The organism is Hydrogenovibrio crunogenus (assembly GCF_004786015.1).
In the GTDB taxonomy this organism is placed as follows: Bacteria; Pseudomonadota; Gammaproteobacteria; order Thiomicrospirales; family Thiomicrospiraceae; genus Hydrogenovibrio; species Hydrogenovibrio crunogenus.
Map to the genome: position 1 here is coordinate 1,761,276 of NZ_CP032096.1, position 18,131 is coordinate 1,779,406.

Below are 18,131 nucleotides of genomic sequence, written 5' to 3' on the forward strand. Positions count from 1 at the left end.
TTCAACGATTCTTAAAAGTGGCTTTATGATCAATACGCACAACCAAAACACTCAACAAACAAGTTCATTAAATGCCAGAGGTATTCAGCGACTTACTCTGGTGTCTGATGCCTGGCAGCCGCAAATGAATGGGGTGGTGACCACGCTGACTCAACTTGTTCAACAACTGCATAAATCGGGGGTTGAAGTTGATGTCATTCACCCAAACGATTACGCCACAATGCCCTTACCCACCTACCCTGAAATTCCGTTTGTATGGCGAGCAAAAGACTTGGAAAAACGAATGACACGCTTTAATCCAGACGCAATACATATTGCCACAGAAGGCGCTTTAGGCTGGAGAGCCAGGCGCATTGCCTTAAAAAACCGGCTACCTTTTACTACGGCCTATCACACCAAATATCCGGAGTATATCCACGAACGATTTCCTATCCCAGCTCGTTGGATATACCATATTTTAAAATGGTTTCATCGACCTGCTTATAACACGTTTGTACCCGCCCCTTCGATCTTGAATGAATTAAAACGCAAAGGGTTTCCTCATCTTGTATTAATGACCCGCGGAGTCAATACTGAACTATTCAATCCGAACCGAGCGCTTAACCAGAAGCAATCACAGCAAACACCTTGCTATTTATATGTAGGACGCGTGGCACCGGAAAAAAACATCACGGCCTTTTTAGACCTTGAGCTTCCTGGACAAAAAATTGTGGTAGGAAAAGGCCCCGATCTGGAAAACCTGAAAAAGACTTATCCTGATGTTGATTTCGTTGGCCCAAAAGAAGGATCGGAACTGGCAGAATATTACGCCAATGCCAGCGTGTTTGTATTCCCGTCTTTGACGGATACCTTCGGCGTGGTTAACTTAGAAGCGATTGCCTCAGGAACGCCTGTAGCTGCTTTCCCGGTAACAGGGCCAAAAGACATCATTACTCAAGGTGTCAACGGAGTTCTAGATCACGATTTGAAAACCGCTATTGAAAAAGCGAGTTTATTGAAGACTCCCAACAGCATTGCCAACTCCATTCCCGACTATACCTGGCAAGCCGCGACGCAGCAGTTTCTGAACCACTTGGCCATCATTACTAAAGAAACTTAAATTATTACAAAACGGTACGACATTTCTTTAGAATAAAGCTCTCACCATTATCTAAAGAGATGACAATGCCAAAGAATAAAGCCTTACTTCTGTTAGTTGCCGCTTGGGTCGTTGGATTTATCGGTGCCTTGTTAGGACTACTGTTTGACCCCACCTGGTTCAGTCGTTTTGGCAGTCTGGTGGTGCTATTGGCTGTTATGAGTGAGTACACTTTACTGCATGGTGAACTTGCTCGGCTTTATACCAAATTGGATCAAATTTCTGCAGAGGATGATATCCCCGATTTAAGCCCCTCAAGATGGCATCGTAAAAAATTTCAAATGACGCATGTCACCGTCATTTTAGGTACTTTTATCTGGGGATTTGGTGACTTAATCTTCCCCTTTTAATCTAAAAAGAAAGGTCTCCATAAACGAAGCCTGGTGATTTTTCTGTCAAAAAGCTTTCAACAAGCTGTCATATTGTTTTTTTAAAACCTTCTAAAATAAAGCCTTTCGAGTTGATTTTGGAAGGACATGAAAGCATGAAGGTGTGTTTATTTACCGATACGCTCGGCGATTTGAATGGTGTTTCCCGTTTCATTCAAGACATGGGGGAGCAAGCAAATCAACATCCAGAATTTAATTTTCAACTACACATCGCCACATCAACCTCAAAACCCATTCCGGATACCTCTTACATCCATAATTTGCCCTATCGCTTTAAAGTGGCGATGCCTTTCTATCAAGAGCTAGATCTGGTATTGCCCTGTCGCAAAGCCATTCGTCAATTCTTAATCGACCAACAACCCGATCATGTTCACATTTCAACTCCCGGTCCTTTTGGTTGGGCAGCCAAAAAAGAGGCTGAAAAACTGTCAATTCCATTGTTTGGCACCTATCACACCGATTTTCCAGCCTATCTATACGATTTAACCCGGTCAAACTGGGTCAAAAAACAGACTGATAAAACCATGACCCGGTTTTATCAGAACTTTGAACACATCTTCTCTCGATCGGATACCTATCTCGACATCCTGCAAAAAGATCTTAAACTGTCTAAAAATAAAACATCCACCCTTTTTCCTGGCACTCATTTACAACGGTTCCATCCAGATTATCAAACCCCTTCTATTTGGAAAAAATTTAATTTATCTCCCCAACGCTTAAAAATACTGTATGTTGGTCGAATCAATATCGAAAAAAACATCCCTTTTTTACTGGAAGTTTGGCAAACGCTCTATCAAAAGAACCCTGACTTAAAAGCCGACTTAATTCTGGTAGGAGAAGGTCGTTACCGAAAATGGGCTAATAAAATGCGCCCTTTTCATATCCACTTTCTCGGCCCCATTCAAGGTCAAGCGCTCTCAGAACTTTACGCATCTTCTGATTGCTTTATTTTTCCTTCCACCACAGACACGCTAGGGCAGGTTATTATGGAAGCGCAGGCCAGTGGAATTGGGTGTTTGGTTTCGGATAAAGGTGGGCCACAAAGCCTTCTTCATGAGAACAGTGGTCAAGTTATTGAAGCCAATAATACCCAGGCCTGGGTGAATGCACTTCAAAAGGTGATAACCCAGGAGGAAATTCGCCACCTTTGGACAAACAACAGTCGACCGAATGCGGAGCAATATGATATTGTTAAGTCTTTCCAACAATTCCGGCATCAACACTTAACAGAAATACTTTAATGTCTCATTCCAACATCTCACTACCGCACAATAAATCCCAAGTTAAAGGGGAAGCATACACCCTTTTACTCTCAATCATTGAAGCACACTTTCCAATTTTTGCCTTTTTTACGGTTGTGGCATTAGGCGCATTACACGCCTACTTTTATAGCTTAATTGTCGCCGCCGTGTTGTTAGTGAGCTGGTTTTTGATACGTGGAAAACTCAGCGAGTTAAAACGCACCGAGGCCTATAAAAACTTAGCGCTCACCAGTTTATTCATCACCAGTTTATTCAGTTTGATTTTTCTCGCTTTACAAACGACCTCTCCCAGTCACGTGGCAATTATTCTTTTTTTACAGGTGCTGTTCAGTTATTTATTTCTAGGTCGAAAACCGGGAGAAACCCTGGGCAAAGGTCATTTGGTTGGTGTGGTATTAATGACTTTAGGGGCGGTCGTCATTTTATTCCCTAACAAGCTCACCCTCAATTTAGGGGATGGATTGGCATTATTGGCCGCCATCATTGCGCCGTTTGCCAACTTATACCAAAAACGTGCCCGATCATTCGTCTCTAGCGAAACCATTTTAATGATTCGAACCTTAATCGCGTTGCCTTTCATTTACTTACTGGCACTATATTTTGAACCTGCCCCTAGTTGGGAGATGATTCAAGCGCAATGGCTGTGGATTGTTTTAACCGGCGGTTTGGTCTTCTTTATTTCTAAGATGCTTTGGGTTGAAGCGTTGCACCTCCTTCCTATCACCAAGGTAAATGCACTGTATGCCTTTTCCCCTTTATTAACGTTATTACTGGCTTATTGGTATTTGGATGACGCACCGACTTGGACGCAGATATTAGGAGGACTGCCTATCGTTATTGGCAGCTATTTTATTACCCAAAAACAGCTTCCAATAAATCGATAAACAGACCTTCAGGGTATTTTAAGTCTGCCCCTATTTGCTTAGGCCGACAGTTGGATTAAAATAAAAAAGACACTAAAGGACTTTCGAGCATGAAAAAACAAATATTAAACACCGTATGGATATTATCTTTTCTAGGACTACTGAGTGCCTGTTCCGGCATTCAAGTAAGCCAGGACTATGATGATAACGCTAACTTTACAGCCATCAAAACATTGCAGTGGGTGCCTAAGGACAAACAGATTGATCCGAAAGCTTCAGAATTTGCTAAGAAAAACCCTTTAATTGCAAAACGCATTGATAAAGCCATTACGACTGAAATGCAAGCGAAAGGCCATCAGTTTGTCACTGAAAATCCGGATGCTTTTATTACCTATCACGTCGGTACAAAATCAAAAATTCGTTCACAGCCGGTTACCACTTCAATTGGTTTTGGCACCTTCGGCGGTGGCAGCTATGGAGGAATAGGGATTCAGACTTCACCCGATGTCGAGCAATATGAAGAAGGCCGGTTGGTGATTGATATCCTAGATACCAATCAAAAATTGCTGTGGCGAGGAACCAGCACAACTTATATTGAAGACCATCTGAATTCAGAAGAAACCACTGAGTTGGTTAATAAAGTGGTACAAAAATTATTAGAGCAATATCCACCTTCAACGACAAAGTAAGAAAAGAATCTTTCTGTTTCAAACGCAAAAAAGCCGCGTTCATAAAACTCATGTTCGCGGCTTTTTTATTAAGAAGCAAGCAGTCCCTGCCTCTATTCACAGGATATTAAGTATTTTCTTCTAAATACGCTTCATAGTTGCCTTGATAAATGTCTATCCCATCTGGAGACATCACTAATAAACGGGTCGCCAGAGAGGAAACAAACTCACGGTCATGAGATACAAAAATAACCGTCCCTTCGAACTCTTCCAAAGCTTGGTTCAAAGACTCAATCGATTCCATATCCAAATGGTTGGTTGGCTCATCCATAATCAACACATTAGGTTTTTGTAGCATCAACTTACCAAACAGCATGCGACCTTGCTCGCCCCCTGAAAGCACTTTCACAGACTTATCAATTTCTTTTTGGGAGAATAGCATCTTACCTAGAACCGCTCGCACAGCTTGTTCGTCATCACTTTCAGCTTTCCATTGTGACATCCAATCTAACAAGGTTAAATCTTCCTCAAAATCATGGGCGTGATCCTGGGCATAATAACCAATCTGTGTATTCTCTGACCATTTCACTTTGCCTGAATCAATATCAGTGTCCCCCACCAAGGTTTTCAAGAAAGTCGTTTTACCAATCCCGTTAGGACCTAATACAGCAAGTTTCTCACCCGCTTCAAGCATCATATTCATATCTTTGAAAATGGTCAGTTCATCATAAGATTTAGTTAAGTGCTCAATTTCTAAAGCCAAACGGAATAATTTCTTATCCTGCTCAAAGCGAATAAAAGGATTGACCCGGCTAGAAGGCTTCACTTCTTCCAGTTCAATCTTATCCAGTTGTTTTTGGCGCGATGTGGCTTGTTTGGCTTTTGAGGCATTTGCAGAGAAACGACTCACGAAGCTTTTAAGGTCATTGATCTGAGCCTGTTTTTTCGCATTATCGGCTAACAAACGTTCACGCGCTTGGGTCGAAGCAAACATGTATTCATCGTAATTACCTGGATAGATATTCAGCTCACCATAATCCAAATCAGCCATATGCGTACATACTGAGTTCAAGAAATGACGATCATGCGAAATAATAATCATGGTGCTTTTACGTTCATTCAGCACTCCTTCCAGCCAACGGATGGTATTAATATCTAAGTTGTTGGTCGGCTCATCAAGCAACAAAATATCCGGGTTGGCAAATAATGCTTGTGCTAATAGAACACGCAGCTTCCAACCAGGGGCTATTTCGGACATCAGCCCAAAATGTTGCTCTACCGGAATTTCTAATCCTAGTAAAAGTTCCCCTGCGCGAGATTCCGCGGTATACCCATCCATTTCACCGAAAGCGACTTCCAGCTCAGCGACTTTGATACCATCTTCTTCAGACATTTCCGGCAAGCTGTAGATACGATCACGTTCTTTTTTAACTTCCCAAAGTTCCGTGTCTCCCATAATCACGGTATCCACGACGGAGTAGTTTTCATAAGCAAACTGATCCTGCTTCAACTTCCCTAAAACATCGGTCGGATCCAACATCACCTGACCAGAGCTGGGCGTTAAATCCCCCCCTAAAATTTTCATAAAGGTTGATTTCCCACAACCATTCGCCCCAATCAGACCATAACGATTACCGTTACCAAACTTAATATTGATGTTTTCGAAAAGCGGCTTTTCGCCAAATTGCATGGTAATATTTGCAGTTGAAATCAAAACAAAATCCTTAAAGATATAAAGTGCTGTGCCAATAGAAAAGACAGCGAGATAAAATTGAGCGCTATTGTGGCATAAATCGTGGTAAAAAACGACCAGGCCTGGCTGTTTTTTGAGATTAAAAACAAGGCGATAGCTTCTATCAAACCTTTACGGACGGTTTAAGCAATGCCAAACATCCTTAAACCGTCAAACAGCCTGTTAAGTCAGAAAGGAAAGCCAATGAAAGTAGCCTTCTTCAGTGCAACCAAAACTGATAAGAATTTCTTTGCCAACAACAGTCAAGCTGCCCCGCTTGAATTTGTATTTTTGGAAGCACATTTATCAGAAAGAACTGCACCGCTTGCGCAAGGATTTGAAGCCATTTGCGTGTTTGTGAATGATGATCTTTCAGAAGCAGTGATTCAACAGCTGGCCTCTTATGGCGTCAAACTGATTGCTTTGAGATGCGCAGGCTTTAACAATGTAGATATTGAAGCCGCACGCTTACACAAGCTCACCATATTACGCGTTCCGGCCTATTCACCGATGGCTGTCGCAGAACATGCTTTAGCGCTCATAATGAGCTTGAACCGAAAAACCTATCGTGCTTACAATCGTATTCGAGACGGCAACTTTACCTTAGAAGGCTTGTTAGGCTTTGATATATTTCAAAAAACCGCAGGCATTATGGGCACTGGGCGAATTGGCTTGGAAATGACTCGCATCTTAACGGGCTTAGGGTTAAATGTATTGGTTTATGACCCTTTCCCAAACCAGCAGGCGATTGAATATGGCGCCGAATATGTTTCCTTGGCAACTTTATACCAGCAAAGTGACATTATTTCTTTGCATATGCCATTACTTTCTGAAACGCACCATATCATTGATGCTGAGGCCATTAATCAAATGAAATCTGGCGTGATGCTCATCAACACCAGTCGCGGCGCTTTAATGGATGCCGATGCTTTAATCGCAGGGCTTAAATCCGAAAAAATTGGTTATTTGGGGATTGATGTATATGAACAGGAAGAAAACCTGTTTTTTGAAGATCATTCTGAGGAAATCATTCAAGATGATGCTTTTGAACGCTTAGTCACTTTTCCGAATGTATTAATCACGGGGCATCAGGCATTTTTTACTCAGGAAGCCTTAACGAATATTACCCGAACCACCATTGAGAATATTCTGGATTATCAGCAACAGAACATTAAACATGATCGTTGTGTATTGTGTGAGGATAAATAAAGCTTAATATTCACATCCTCAAAACCCGATACAATAATAGATTAATGGTTTTTGTTAGTATTAAAAGGTTTCTATGAACACCTATCCAAACAGAGCTTACTCCCTGCTTCTTGTCTGCTTCAGCAGCTTGAGTTTATTAACAGCCTGTAGCAGTGGCGGGTCTTCCAGCACCATTCCAACCACACCAATATCTTACCCGGTTGCTGCAGATAACAAAGAACTCATTAAATCCGCTGTTTGGTCGGATAATGGTTATGATGGCTCTGGCGTCACTGTTGCGGTACTCGATACGGGGATTGCGGATCCCAGTTCGGTCGATTTTGATGTCTCTGTACTTGAAAACCAGCGCTATGATGACCAGCTGGCAAAAACTTCGGATACTTATACCTATGACACCGGAGGAAATAATCACGGTCAGGATATGGCTGAAATCATCGGCTCTCAGTCTGTCGGAATTGCCCCAGGTGCCACGATGGTACATGGCGTGATTTCAAAAGATGGCTATACCGACATGGGTGATCAGGTCATGGCAACTGATTGGGCCATTGATCATAATGCCCGGATTGTTAATCTTTCTTTCTCCCAATCCCCAATTATCTTCCCCAAAAACTACAGCTCAGACACATTCAGTAATACATTAAAAGCCGTCATTGATAAGATTGATGCCACCAATACGGTGATTGTGCATGCTGCCGGTAATGAAGGCCTTGACTTCGATGCCCCGATTAATGAAAGCACTTATGCCGACATCGTTGTCTTACAACCAGATAACATTCTATTTGTCGGTGCTGTCAATCTAGATGCCACGTTGGCTTCTTATTCCAATACACCAGGGAGTAGCATCGAATATCAAAATCGGTTTTTAGTGGCGCCAGGTGACAGCACTATTGTCGGAGGGCTTTCTATAGGTACCTCTGGTGCGACTGCCAACGTATCAGGCGCTTTGGCTTTGATGAAACAAAGATGGTCTACGACTGGCGTCAATGACTTAGCACAAATATTACTGGACACTGCCAATAAAAACATTCCCGATTATTCTCCAGCCACACATGGGCAAGGCATGGTTGATTTAGAGGCCGCCTACTCTCCGGTTGGTACAGCCAGCTTTGACACCAGCACTGCGTCGTTACCGTTAGAGGCAGCGGCAATCACTTTACCTGCTGGGTTTTCAACGCTACAGTTTAATGCCGCCTTTGTCGATCAATATCATCGAGATTTTGAAGCCACTTTTTCAACCCAAACAGCTCGACCTGAAACAGACTTTTCTCAAAAACTAATTGAAATGGTGTCACCACCACCTCTCAGTATTATGCATTTAAAAAACGGCATGCAGCTTGGTTTCAAGCAACAAACCTCTCGTTATAATGTCGACAGTCCCATACTCGGATTTAACGGGTTTGCTCATAATTTATTTTCACAAAATAGAACACTAGAAACCATTCTGTTGACAACAGATACTTATCAAATTGGGTTCAGTACCAATGTAATGAATCAATATAATAGCCAAAAGGTCAACTCAACGTTAGACGATGCTGCTGGGTATATCACGTCATTACAATATAAAAACATTGCGCTGACGTACTTTGCCTCCAGCGAGGACCAGACAAACGCTTTTTATGGTGCCAACAACCGTACTGCTCATGGCGTCAAAGCCACTCTGCAATCGGACTTTGTCAAAACGGGAATTGAGTATTCTATCGAAAAATATCAAGGGAGCGGTTTATTGGATACCATGTCCCTCAATCAAAAAGCGGCTTTTTTAAAACTGGACTTTTTACATGCTCCCAGCATACAGGCTGGGGTAATTGGAAAGTACACCATTTCTGACTTAAACATTGATATGACGCTTCCTCGTTCCATAGGAGATGGCCGGTTGTATTATCAAAGTCAAACGCTCAAAGAATCACAAGATAACTTTGCCAAAGGGGTTTATCTGAATCTTCCTCATTTCAAAGTCAGCGCCTATTCAGATAAATTTGATCAAAATATCGCACTGCAATTTAAAACGACTTTCTAAAAAAAAGCCCCAACAAGTTGGGGCTTTTTTTATTTTTGATCGGATGGATAGTTTTAAATCACTTCACTTAACAACGCATTCATTCGTTTAATGAAGTCCGCTGGTTTTTCCAACTGATCCCCTTCCGCTAATTGCGCTTGCTCCAATAAGAACAAAGACCACTCTTTCACTTTCGGTTCATCTTCTAAGCTGTCCAGCTTTTTCACCAATGCGTGTTCGGGATTCAATTCCAACACCGGCTTTTGCTTCGGCATCGCTTGTCCCATTTGCTCCATCATGCGCGCCATATGCGCTGAGATATCACCTTCCGCAGACACCACACAAGCCGGTGAATCGGTTAAGCGGTGTGTGATTTTGACATCGGAAACTTGATCTTCAATCGCTTTTTTCACTTTCTCTGTTAAAGCTTCACGCGCTTTTTTATCTTCTTCAGACAACTCCTTTTCTGCTTCTTCATCAAACTCTTTTAAGTCTGCAGAAGTCACGGATTTCAGCTGCTTGCCTTCAAACTCTGTCAGGTGAGAAACCAACCACTCATCAATACGATCCGTCAACAACAAGACTTCAATGCCTTTCTTACGGAACATTTCTAAGTGAGGGCTACCGGTTGCGGCAGCATACGTATCTGCTGTAATGTAGTAAATGGCCTCTTGGTCTTCTCCCATTCGATCAATATAATCTTGTAAAGACACTCGTTGAGCCGGTCCAGAAAATTCATGCGTTGAAGAAAAACGAAGCAATTTCGCGATTTTATCTTTATTCGCAAAGTCTTCAATAATCCCTTCCTTCATGACATTACCAAACTGATCCCAGAACGTTTCATAATCAGATTGATCTTCCGCTTTTGCCATTTTGGCTAACTGGTCAAGGACACGCTTAACCGATGCTGAACGAATTTTATCCACCACACGATTACTTTGTAGAATCTCTCGTGAAACGTTCAACGGTAAGTCATTTGAATCAATAACCCCACGAACAAAACGCAAGTACGTCGGCATCAGGTGTTCGGCATCATCCATGATAAAGACACGTTTCACATACAGTTTTAGTCCGTAGCGGCGATCTCTATCATACAAATCAAACGGTGCTTTTTTAGGAAGATAAAGCAATGAAGTATATTCCAGCGTTCCTTCCACTTTATTATGAATATGAGCTAAAGGGTTTTCATAATCATGCGAAACGGTTTGATAGAAGTTATTGTAGTCTTCATCCGATAATTCAGATTTAGGCTGCGTCCAAATCGCAGTTGCTTTGTTGACCTGCTCTAATGTTTTCTCTTCGGTTTCTTTACCTTCATCATCCAACTTAACTTGCCACATTTTAATTGGGAAATTAATGTGGTCAGAATACGTCGTGATAATGTTCTTTAATCTGAAGTCATCTAAGAACTCATCCATGTCTTCTTTCAAGTGAAGCGTGATCTCGGTTCCTTTGGTTTCTTTTTCAACAGTTTCAAGCGTATACTCCCCTTCGCCTGTCGATTCCCAACGGGTTCCTTCTGATTTTTCATCCCCTGCTTTACGCGTGGTCAACGTCACTTTATCTGCAACAATGAATGACGCATAGAAACCAACCCCAAATTGCCCAATCAAGTGACTGTCTTTGGCTTGGTCGCCCGTCATATTTTCAAGAAACTTTTTTGTTCCGGAGTTTGCGATGGTACCGATGTTAGCAATGACTTCATCACGCGTCATCCCAATCCCATTGTCAATAATCGATACGGTTCTAGCTTCCTTATCAAACCCTACCTGGATTGCAAGCTCTGACTCCCCTTCTGATAAGGCATCATTTGACACTGATTCAAAACGCAATTTATCCAATGCATCAGAGGCATTTGAAACCAACTCTCGTAAAAAGATCTCTTTATTACTGTACAGGGCATGAATCATCAGTTTTAGCAACTGATTCACTTCAGTTTGAAACGCATGAGTTTCCGTATGGCTCATTGAATATTTCTCCTTAACTTAACGTTTAAGCATAAATCATGAATGAATAAGACGGTTATTTGAATATAACCATTGATTGAAAATTTAGGATATAAATGGGGACAGGAAGGAGTATTTTCAAGTATAAACGGTCATTTTTTTTCGTTTAATTTGCCTGAAAACAAAAAAGCACCTAAAAAGGTGCTTTTCGACATAACAAGAAAAAATGGGGGCTTATTTTTCCGTTACCGTTTCTAAAGCCGCTTTAATTTCATCTGGGGCATTAGCAATTGACATAAAACTACCTGACCCCATCATAGAAAGGCTCGGCCAATTAATCGCGATGCGAAACTTACCATTCAAAGCAATCGCTTCATCTTCATTCACTAAGATTTCATAAGGCAAGTGCGCAGCATGAGAAGTTCCATTCTGATCGATTTGCGTTAGGATATTTTTATCAGAGCCTTCGCCTTTTGCAAACGTCACACCAAAAACAGACATTTCTTTACCTGGAATATCAATACGGTAAACTTTTGTAACACCACCTTTACCTGCTGATAGACCGGATTCAATCGTGCTGATCGCTTCATCATAAGAACCATATTCAGCCAGCTCATCGATGTCATCAAAATAAGGCATCATAAACTTATAATGATATTCTCTTAATTCTTCAGCACTTAATGCAGACTCTGCACCGAATTCTTTTTGTTTACCTAGTGCTTTTTCCATTGCTGCTTGAACAGGTTCAATGTTCCCTTCCATTCGATAAACATTCCACATATAAACTGGGTTGGTGTAAGACACTTCTGTTTGACCACCACGTTTTACAATCGAAACACGCTCCATGGCACCGAAGCCACCATTTTTAGACTGTGCCGCCAATTGCTTTAAGGTTTCGTTAGTGACCACAATCACTTCGGTATCAGCATTTGGTTTATAGGTTCCGACCACTTCAAATCCATTTTCTGTCAACGCGGATTTTGTTTTATCAGCGACCACTGAAACAGAGTCAGAGGAGGTTGTCCCTAGAACAAAAGGCATATAATTTGCAGCAAAGGCCGATGCTGAACTTGCCATTAAAGAAGCCGTTAGCAAACCTGCTAACCAAAAAGACTTAATTTTCATGTAGAGTATCCATTTATCTTTTAAAAGGGTCTCTATTTTTATAAATTTTTTGATGGATTAAAAATTCAATTTATTTATGGTCAAATTAAGAAAATCGTAAAATGCTAATATATTTTTCTGAATGAATAAAAAAAGCGCCTAATAAGGCGCTTTACGTAAAATAATGCAAAATTGTTTAATGCTTAGAAAAACTCAATTTCTTCTTCAACTTCTTCTGCGACATTCATTCTATCGCGCATTCGCGTCTTCATGATTTCAATCGCTTCTTCCGCAGGTTTTTCTTCATCAAAAATCAATTCAAACAACTCTTCTTCCTCACGCATCGTGGTGCCTTTACGAACTTCTGACTTAAACGCTTCCCACTGCGCTTCATCTTTAGCATGCATTTCGTGCGATACAATTTCAGCCAGGCCTGATAAGCCATGCGACACATGATTCAATCGTTGGCTTAATTTATCGTAAAATTGAAAGGCAATAATCGCTTGTTGCATTTTTTGCGCCAAGTCACCGGTTTGAACCAATAAAGACTGGTTGTGCTCTGCAATACCCGCAACATCATTCGACATCTCGGCAATTTTTTGGCTCGATAACTCAATCGCCTCGATGTGTTCAGACATATATGTAAAAGAATCAATCAAGGTATTAACCGAGTTATCTCCCTCTGAAATGGACAACTCTATCTGAGCAACCGATAAATTTAAAACCATAATGGTTTCTTGAACTTCTTTTGCACCTAATGCGAATGGCATAAAACTCTCTAAACTCTCTTATTCTTTTTATTATCGTTAACTTTATGCAGCATTTGATTGTAGATTGCCACCCTTGTGGGAAGCCAGTGTCTCAGTGACATCCAAAATCAATGAAACCGTTCCATCCCCTAAGATAGTGGCACCGGCAATGCTGCTGATTTTCATAAAGTTACTTTCTAAACTTTTAATCACGACTTGTTGTTGTCCAAGCAAATCATCCACAAAAATACCGGCACGTTTGCCGCCATCTTCAACCACAACAAGCAGTCCTTCTTCTAAATCTGTTCTGGCATCTTTAATACCAAGCTTTTGGTGCAGACGAATAACCGGAATATAGCTATCTCTTAACTTATAAAGCTCAGTCTGACCAGCAATACCTTTCACCAAAGATTTATCAACCTGGATCGATTCAACAATAGAAACCAGCGGGAAGACATAAGTCTCTGATCCAACTTTCGCTAACTGCCCATCCAAAATGGCCAGTGTTAGAGGTAAACGAATCGTAAAGACACTTCCATGTCCTCTTTCTGTTTTCACTTCAACTGAGCCGCCTAGCCCTCGGATATTTCGACGAACCACATCCATACCAACACCACGCCCGGATACATCACTGATGACATCTGCAGTTGAAAAACCAGGATGGAAGATCAAATCAATAATCTCTTCTTCCGACATCTTGTGATCTTCTTCAATCACCCCTTTTTCAATCGCTTTTTGGCGAACCTTATCAGCATTGATCCCGGCACCGTCATCTGTTATTTGAATCAGGATGTTGCCACCTTGATGGAAAGCGGCCATTTTTACAGTGCCAGTTTCAGCTTTACCGGCTTCCAATCGAACTTCTGGGGACTCCACACCATGGTCAATCGAATTACGGACGATATGTACTAAAGGGTCCGTCAAGGCTTCCAACATGGTTTTATCCAGTTCGGTATTTTCCCCTTCCATCACCAAGTTAATTGACTTTCCTAGCTTCTTGCTGACATCATGCACAATACGAGGCATACGGTTGAACGCAAAGCTCACTGGTAACATACGAATATTCATCACACTTTCTTGGAGGTCTCGCGTATGTCGTTCGAGGTGGGTCAACCCTTCTTTAAGCTTATCGGCCCAATCAGAATCTTCATTTTGTTCAGCTTGCTCTCCAAACTGACTTAGCATTGATTGTGTAATAACCAGCTCACCAACCAAGTTCACTAGTTGATCAATTTTACTTAAATCGACACGAATCGAACTGTCTTGCTTAGGCGCACTCGCCGCTTGAGCAGGCTTGGCCGCTGATGCGGGTTTCTTAACTTCTGTTTTCGGTGTTGCAGAAGCTGCCGTTTCGGTGGCAACATTTTGTTGGGTAGCTTGCGTTGCAGGTTCTGCATTAGCCGTCGTTGACTCGGATGCGGTTATAGAAGGAGCCGTAATTCTGACTTCAGCACCATCCCCGTCAATCCACTCAAATACTTCTTTGACATCTTCTTCATCAATGCCCTCACCTGTTAAGGTAACTTGCCACTTCAAGTGCAAATCTTCAGGGTTTAATTCATTTACATCAGGCAATGCAGAATCATCGACAGTAACCGAGATATCACCTAACGTTTCCAGTTCTCGGAAAATACGAATCGGTTCATTTCCTGTCTGCAACAATTCTTTTTCTGGAACCAAATCAATGACCCAAGAACCGGTACCTGTAGAGGCATTCGTTTGGTTTTCTTCAGGCGATTGCGCTTCAGGAGACGACGGCTCTGAACCAGCATCGACACTTCCGCCATTTAAAATGGCTTCCATGTCTTTTTGGACTTCACTGGCTCGGGCTTCATCAATTTCTTCATGGTTCTGCAAGCGCGTCATCATGTCTCTAAGTACATCGACTGCTTGTAACATCGTATCTGTTGCTTCCTGAGTAACATCCCTACGGCCGTCACGCATTTCATCTAAGAGCGTTTCTAAAACATGCGTGAAGTCGATAATTTCAGTGAATCCAAAGGTACCACTTCCACCCTTTATTGAGTGCGCTGCACGGAAAATTTCGTTAATTTTTTCATTATCAGGCGTTCCTGGCGACAAGTCCAGAAGGCCGGCTTCCATCACATCCAGTCCTTCAAAACTTTCTTCTAGGTAAGTCTGGCGAAAAGTTTCCATCATGTCCATAGTATGGTTTCCTCAGAAAAGTTCTACATCACCCTCAACAGGTTTTGATCCAATATTATTAATATAACGGCTTTCTTCAGCAGCTAATGATTGATTGTGCATCGCATTCAAACGCCGAACTCTAACTCTACCCGAGTTTGGATAATATAAAATTTTTCGAGGATAAACATCTCCGATATCCTGCGAAACAATTTTAAACCCTTCGGTATAGATATAATCAAAAGCAAAGCCAATATTGTACCAACCGATATTGGTAGTGGAGCTCATGATGCGTCCCCCACCAAATAATTTAAATTCAAGCCGTTCTCTTCTAGCGCCTGCGTTAAGCAACGCGTTGACTAAATTTTCCATGGCATAGTTGCCATAACGGTTCGCATCAGATAGTTCAGAAGCACCTGTGGAGTTTTTATCAACAGGCAACATAAAATGATTCATTCCACCGACGCCTGTGACGGGGTCTCTGACACAAGCAGAAATACAGGAACCCAGCACCGTTTCTATACGTTCATTATCTTTGGTAACGTAAAATTCACCCGGCAAAATCTTATATGTTGTTATTCCTTCAGCTGGATCCACACTTTTTTGCATAATTCGGCAAAACCTATCTGCGATTAATTTTTGCTTTTATCTTTATTCTTTTTATAACAGTTATACTCGCATTTATTCCCATAAGTGGCAAGTATTTGTTTCACGACTTTTACGAAAATTAGCGAGCTTTTTTCTTTTCTAGACGCCTTCTACGAAAGAATCCACTCAGCATTTCACTGGCTTCGGATTCTAAAACGCCAAAGTCTGTTTTAACTTGGTGATTTAGCCTTGGTTCTTGCACCAAATTGATCAAAGAACCCGCCGCCCCTGTCCTGAAATCCTTAGCCGCAATGACCAACCTTTTTAATCGAGCATGAACCATTGCGCCGGCACACATCGGACACGGCTCTAATGTTACATATAAGGTTAAATCATTTAAACGATAGTTTTCTTCTTCTGCTCCAGCCTTCCGTAAAGCGACCACTTCAGCGTGCGCTGTCGGGTCATGAGTTTGAATGGTTTGATTCCATCCCTCAGCAATCAACTCAAAATCTTTAACCAATACCGCACCTACAGGGATTTCACCTTGTTGTTCGGCTTTTTTAGCTAATGACATCGCATGAGTCATCCAGAAAACATCTTGTTCAGAAGCAGAAAGTGTCTCAGAAACGGTTAACATAAGAATAATAAAGTCGGTGTTTAAAAAAAACGCCTCTTAAAACAAGTGTTCTAAGAGGCGTTTTCAAGATTATTCCCACTCAATCGTGGCAGGCGGTTTACTGGAAATATCATACGTTACTCGTGTAATACGAGGAATTTCGTTAATGATACGGTTAGAAACCTTTTCCAGGAAATCGTAAGGAAGGTGAGCCCAACGAGCGGTCATGAAATCAATTGTTTCAACAGCTCTTAGCGATACCACATAATCATAGCGACGGGCATCTCCAACCACGCCAACAGATTTAACAGGCAAGAAAACGGTAAATGCTTGAGAAGTTTTATCATACAAGTCAGCGGCTCTGAGCTCTTCAATAAAGATATGATCCGCTAAACGCAGAATGTCAGCATATTCTTTTTTAACTTCACCTAAAATTCGAACCCCAAGACCTGGACCAGGGAATGGATGGCGGTAAACCATATCTGAAGGTAAGCCTAACGCAACCCCCAACTTACGAACCTCATCTTTAAACAATTCTCTCAAAGGCTCCAGTAACTCCAGTTTCATATCCTCTGGCAAACCACCCACATTGTGATGCGATTTGATGACTTTGGCTTTTCCAGTCTTCGAGCCAGCCGATTCGATAACATCCGGATAAATCGTTCCTTGAGCCAACCATTTCACACCAGTCAATTTAGCCGATTCTTGATCAAACATTTCAATAAATGCATGCCCAATAATCTTACGCTTCTTCTCAGGATCCGCTTCTCCGGCCAATGCGTTCATAAAATAATCTTCCGCATCCACACGAATCACCTTAATCCCCATATTCTCAGCAAACATGGACATCACCTGATCGCCCTCTTTATGACGTAACAGACCGTGATCGACAAAAACACACGTCAATTGCTTACCAATCGCCTTATGCAACAAGGCGGCCACCACCGAAGAGTCCACGCCACCAGACAGTCCTAGCAACACTTCATCAGACCCCACTTGTTGGCGAATACGCGCAATGCTGTCATCAATGATGTTTTCAGTTGTCCAAAGTTTTTCACAACCACACAGGTCAACCACAAAACGTTCAATCATGCGTTGGCCTTGTGTGGTATGAGTGACTTCCGGATGAAATTGAATACCATAAAAGTCTTTTTCTTCATTAGCCATACCGGCAATCGGGCAATTGCCTGTTGAAGCCATCAATTTAAACCCTTCTGGCAGTACATCCACACGGTCACCATGAGACATCCAAACATCCAACATGCCATAACCTTCCGGTGTAACATGGTCTTCAATATCTTTTAATAACTTAGTATGTCCGTGAGCTCGAACTTGAGCATAACCATATTCATGTTCAGTAGCATTAATCACTTTCCCGCCTAACTGCTCAGCCATGGTTTGCATACCGTAGCAAATCCCTAGGACAGGTACACCTAACTCAAACACTTCTGTGGGCGCAACTGGAGCATCGTTACCTGTGACGGTTTCTGGACCACCAGATAAAATAATACCTCTTGCGCCAAACTTGACAATATCCTCAACATCAATATCCCATGGCTCTACTTCACAATACACCCCGATTTCTCGAATACGTCGAGCGATCAACTGTGTGTATTGAGATCCAAAGTCTAGAATTAAAATGCGATGTTCATGAATGTTGTTTTGTGACATAAGTTATCCAGTAAAAATAAAGTAATCGTGTTTCTTGTCGTAAAAATTTGAG

The 18,131-nt window shown here is 41.8% G+C and carries 15 protein-coding genes; 7 read left to right on the forward strand and 8 right to left on the reverse strand.

Features of this window, described 5'->3' with window-relative positions:
- Positions 1 to 25 precede the first annotated feature (25 nt).
- The 5 genes from GHNINEIG_RS08425 (at position 26) to GHNINEIG_RS08445 (ending at position 4,341) form a co-directional block, all read left to right on the forward strand.
- The gene (locus tag GHNINEIG_RS08425) at positions 26 to 1,099 is read left to right on the forward strand and encodes a glycosyltransferase family 4 protein (RefSeq protein ID WP_135796232.1); all 1,074 of its coding nucleotides are present in this window, start codon (positions 26 to 28) and stop codon (positions 1,097 to 1,099) included.
- A 65-nt stretch (positions 1,100 to 1,164) separates the two neighbouring features.
- Complete coding sequence (locus GHNINEIG_RS08430) at positions 1,165 to 1,488, forward strand: hypothetical protein (RefSeq protein ID WP_223260866.1); 324 nt, start codon at positions 1,165 to 1,167, stop codon at positions 1,486 to 1,488.
- Positions 1,489 to 1,622: 134 nt separating this feature from the next.
- The gene (locus GHNINEIG_RS08435) at positions 1,623 to 2,768 is read left to right on the forward strand and encodes a glycosyltransferase (protein WP_135796234.1); all 1,146 of its coding nucleotides are present in this window, start codon (positions 1,623 to 1,625) and stop codon (positions 2,766 to 2,768) included.
- Positions 2,768 to 3,673 carry a DMT family transporter gene (locus GHNINEIG_RS08440; protein WP_135796235.1) on the forward strand — a complete coding sequence of 302 codons (906 nt, stop codon included), beginning with the start codon at positions 2,768 to 2,770 and terminating at the stop codon, positions 3,671 to 3,673. The genes GHNINEIG_RS08435 and GHNINEIG_RS08440 overlap by 1 nt, the downstream gene beginning before the upstream one ends.
- A gap of 89 nt (positions 3,674 to 3,762) precedes the next feature.
- Entirely contained in the window at positions 3,763 to 4,341 is a 579-nt protein-coding gene (locus GHNINEIG_RS08445; RefSeq protein WP_135796236.1) for a DUF4136 domain-containing protein, read from the forward strand.
- A 106-nt stretch (positions 4,342 to 4,447) separates the two neighbouring features.
- Here the strand turns inward: GHNINEIG_RS08445 and GHNINEIG_RS08450 are convergent, their stop codons facing one another.
- Positions 4,448 to 6,034, reverse strand: coding sequence for an ABC-F family ATPase (locus GHNINEIG_RS08450; protein WP_135796237.1), 1,587 nt, complete (start codon positions 6,032 to 6,034; stop codon positions 4,448 to 4,450).
- A 222-nt stretch (positions 6,035 to 6,256) separates the two neighbouring features.
- Here GHNINEIG_RS08450 and GHNINEIG_RS08455 point away from each other — a divergent pair, with 222 nt between their 5' ends.
- Together GHNINEIG_RS08455 and GHNINEIG_RS08460 are read left to right on the forward strand one after the other, a co-directional pair.
- Positions 6,257 to 7,261: a 2-hydroxyacid dehydrogenase gene (locus GHNINEIG_RS08455; RefSeq protein WP_135796238.1), complete on the forward strand. Its 1,005-nt coding sequence runs from the start codon at positions 6,257 to 6,259 to the stop codon at positions 7,259 to 7,261.
- Positions 7,262 to 7,388: 127 nt separating this feature from the next.
- A complete protein-coding gene (locus GHNINEIG_RS08460; RefSeq protein WP_189636862.1) occupies positions 7,389 to 9,278 on the forward strand; it encodes a S8 family peptidase in 1,890 nt (629 codons plus the stop codon).
- A 53-nt stretch (positions 9,279 to 9,331) separates the two neighbouring features.
- Here GHNINEIG_RS08460 and htpG read toward each other — a convergent pair whose 3' ends face one another.
- From htpG to guaA, 7 genes are all read right to left on the reverse strand, one after another.
- Positions 9,332 to 11,224, reverse strand: a complete 1,893-nt coding sequence (gene htpG / locus GHNINEIG_RS08465) for a molecular chaperone HtpG (protein ID WP_135796240.1) — start codon at positions 11,222 to 11,224, stop codon at positions 9,332 to 9,334.
- Between the two features lie 213 nt (positions 11,225 to 11,437).
- Positions 11,438 to 12,328, reverse strand: a complete 891-nt coding sequence (locus GHNINEIG_RS08470; protein WP_135796241.1) for a hypothetical protein — start codon at positions 12,326 to 12,328, stop codon at positions 11,438 to 11,440.
- A gap of 182 nt (positions 12,329 to 12,510) precedes the next feature.
- Positions 12,511 to 13,077, reverse strand: coding sequence for a hypothetical protein (locus GHNINEIG_RS08475; protein WP_135796242.1), 567 nt, complete (start codon positions 13,075 to 13,077; stop codon positions 12,511 to 12,513).
- Between the two features lie 42 nt (positions 13,078 to 13,119).
- Positions 13,120 to 15,222 (reverse strand): chemotaxis protein CheA, encoded by a 2,103-nt coding sequence (locus tag GHNINEIG_RS08480; protein ID WP_135796243.1) that lies wholly within the window; start codon positions 15,220 to 15,222, stop codon positions 13,120 to 13,122.
- 12 nt (positions 15,223 to 15,234) lie between these two features.
- Positions 15,235 to 15,810, reverse strand: coding sequence for a chemoreceptor glutamine deamidase CheD (gene cheD / locus GHNINEIG_RS08485; protein ID WP_135796244.1), 576 nt, complete (start codon positions 15,808 to 15,810; stop codon positions 15,235 to 15,237).
- 118 nt (positions 15,811 to 15,928) lie between these two features.
- On the reverse strand, positions 15,929 to 16,429 hold the full coding sequence (gene tadA, locus GHNINEIG_RS08490; protein WP_135796245.1) for a tRNA adenosine(34) deaminase TadA: 501 nt from the start codon (positions 16,427 to 16,429) through the stop codon (positions 15,929 to 15,931).
- A 69-nt stretch (positions 16,430 to 16,498) separates the two neighbouring features.
- Complete coding sequence (gene guaA / locus GHNINEIG_RS08495; protein WP_135796246.1) at positions 16,499 to 18,079, reverse strand: glutamine-hydrolyzing GMP synthase; 1,581 nt, start codon at positions 18,077 to 18,079, stop codon at positions 16,499 to 16,501.
- Positions 18,080 to 18,131: the final 52 nt, after the last annotated feature.

Bases quoted from the DNA above. Each gene is read 5' to 3' on its own strand.
- htpG (WP_135796240.1), bottom strand. From the start codon at position 11,224: ATGAGCCATACGGAAACTCATGCGTTTCAAACTGAAGTGAATCAGTTG.
- tadA (WP_135796245.1), bottom strand. From the start codon at position 16,429: ATGTTAACCGTTTCTGAGACACTTTCTGCTTCTGAACAAGATGTTTTC.
- GHNINEIG_RS08440 (WP_135796235.1), top strand. From the start codon at position 2,768: ATGTCTCATTCCAACATCTCACTACCGCACAATAAATCCCAAGTTAAA.
- GHNINEIG_RS08435 (WP_135796234.1), top strand. From the start codon at position 1,623: ATGAAGGTGTGTTTATTTACCGATACGCTCGGCGATTTGAATGGTGTT.
- GHNINEIG_RS08470 (WP_135796241.1), bottom strand. From the start codon at position 12,328: ATGAAAATTAAGTCTTTTTGGTTAGCAGGTTTGCTAACGGCTTCTTTA.
- GHNINEIG_RS08480 (WP_135796243.1), bottom strand. From the start codon at position 15,222: ATGGACATGATGGAAACTTTTCGCCAGACTTACCTAGAAGAAAGTTTT.
- cheD (WP_135796244.1), bottom strand. From the start codon at position 15,810: ATGCAAAAAAGTGTGGATCCAGCTGAAGGAATAACAACATATAAGATT.
- GHNINEIG_RS08430 (WP_223260866.1), top strand. From the start codon at position 1,165: ATGCCAAAGAATAAAGCCTTACTTCTGTTAGTTGCCGCTTGGGTCGTT.
- GHNINEIG_RS08425 (WP_135796232.1), top strand. From the start codon at position 26: ATGATCAATACGCACAACCAAAACACTCAACAAACAAGTTCATTAAAT.
- GHNINEIG_RS08445 (WP_135796236.1), top strand. From the start codon at position 3,763: ATGAAAAAACAAATATTAAACACCGTATGGATATTATCTTTTCTAGGA.
- GHNINEIG_RS08455 (WP_135796238.1), top strand. From the start codon at position 6,257: ATGAAAGTAGCCTTCTTCAGTGCAACCAAAACTGATAAGAATTTCTTT.
- guaA (WP_135796246.1), bottom strand. From the start codon at position 18,079: ATGTCACAAAACAACATTCATGAACATCGCATTTTAATTCTAGACTTT.
- GHNINEIG_RS08475 (WP_135796242.1), bottom strand. From the start codon at position 13,077: ATGCCATTCGCATTAGGTGCAAAAGAAGTTCAAGAAACCATTATGGTT.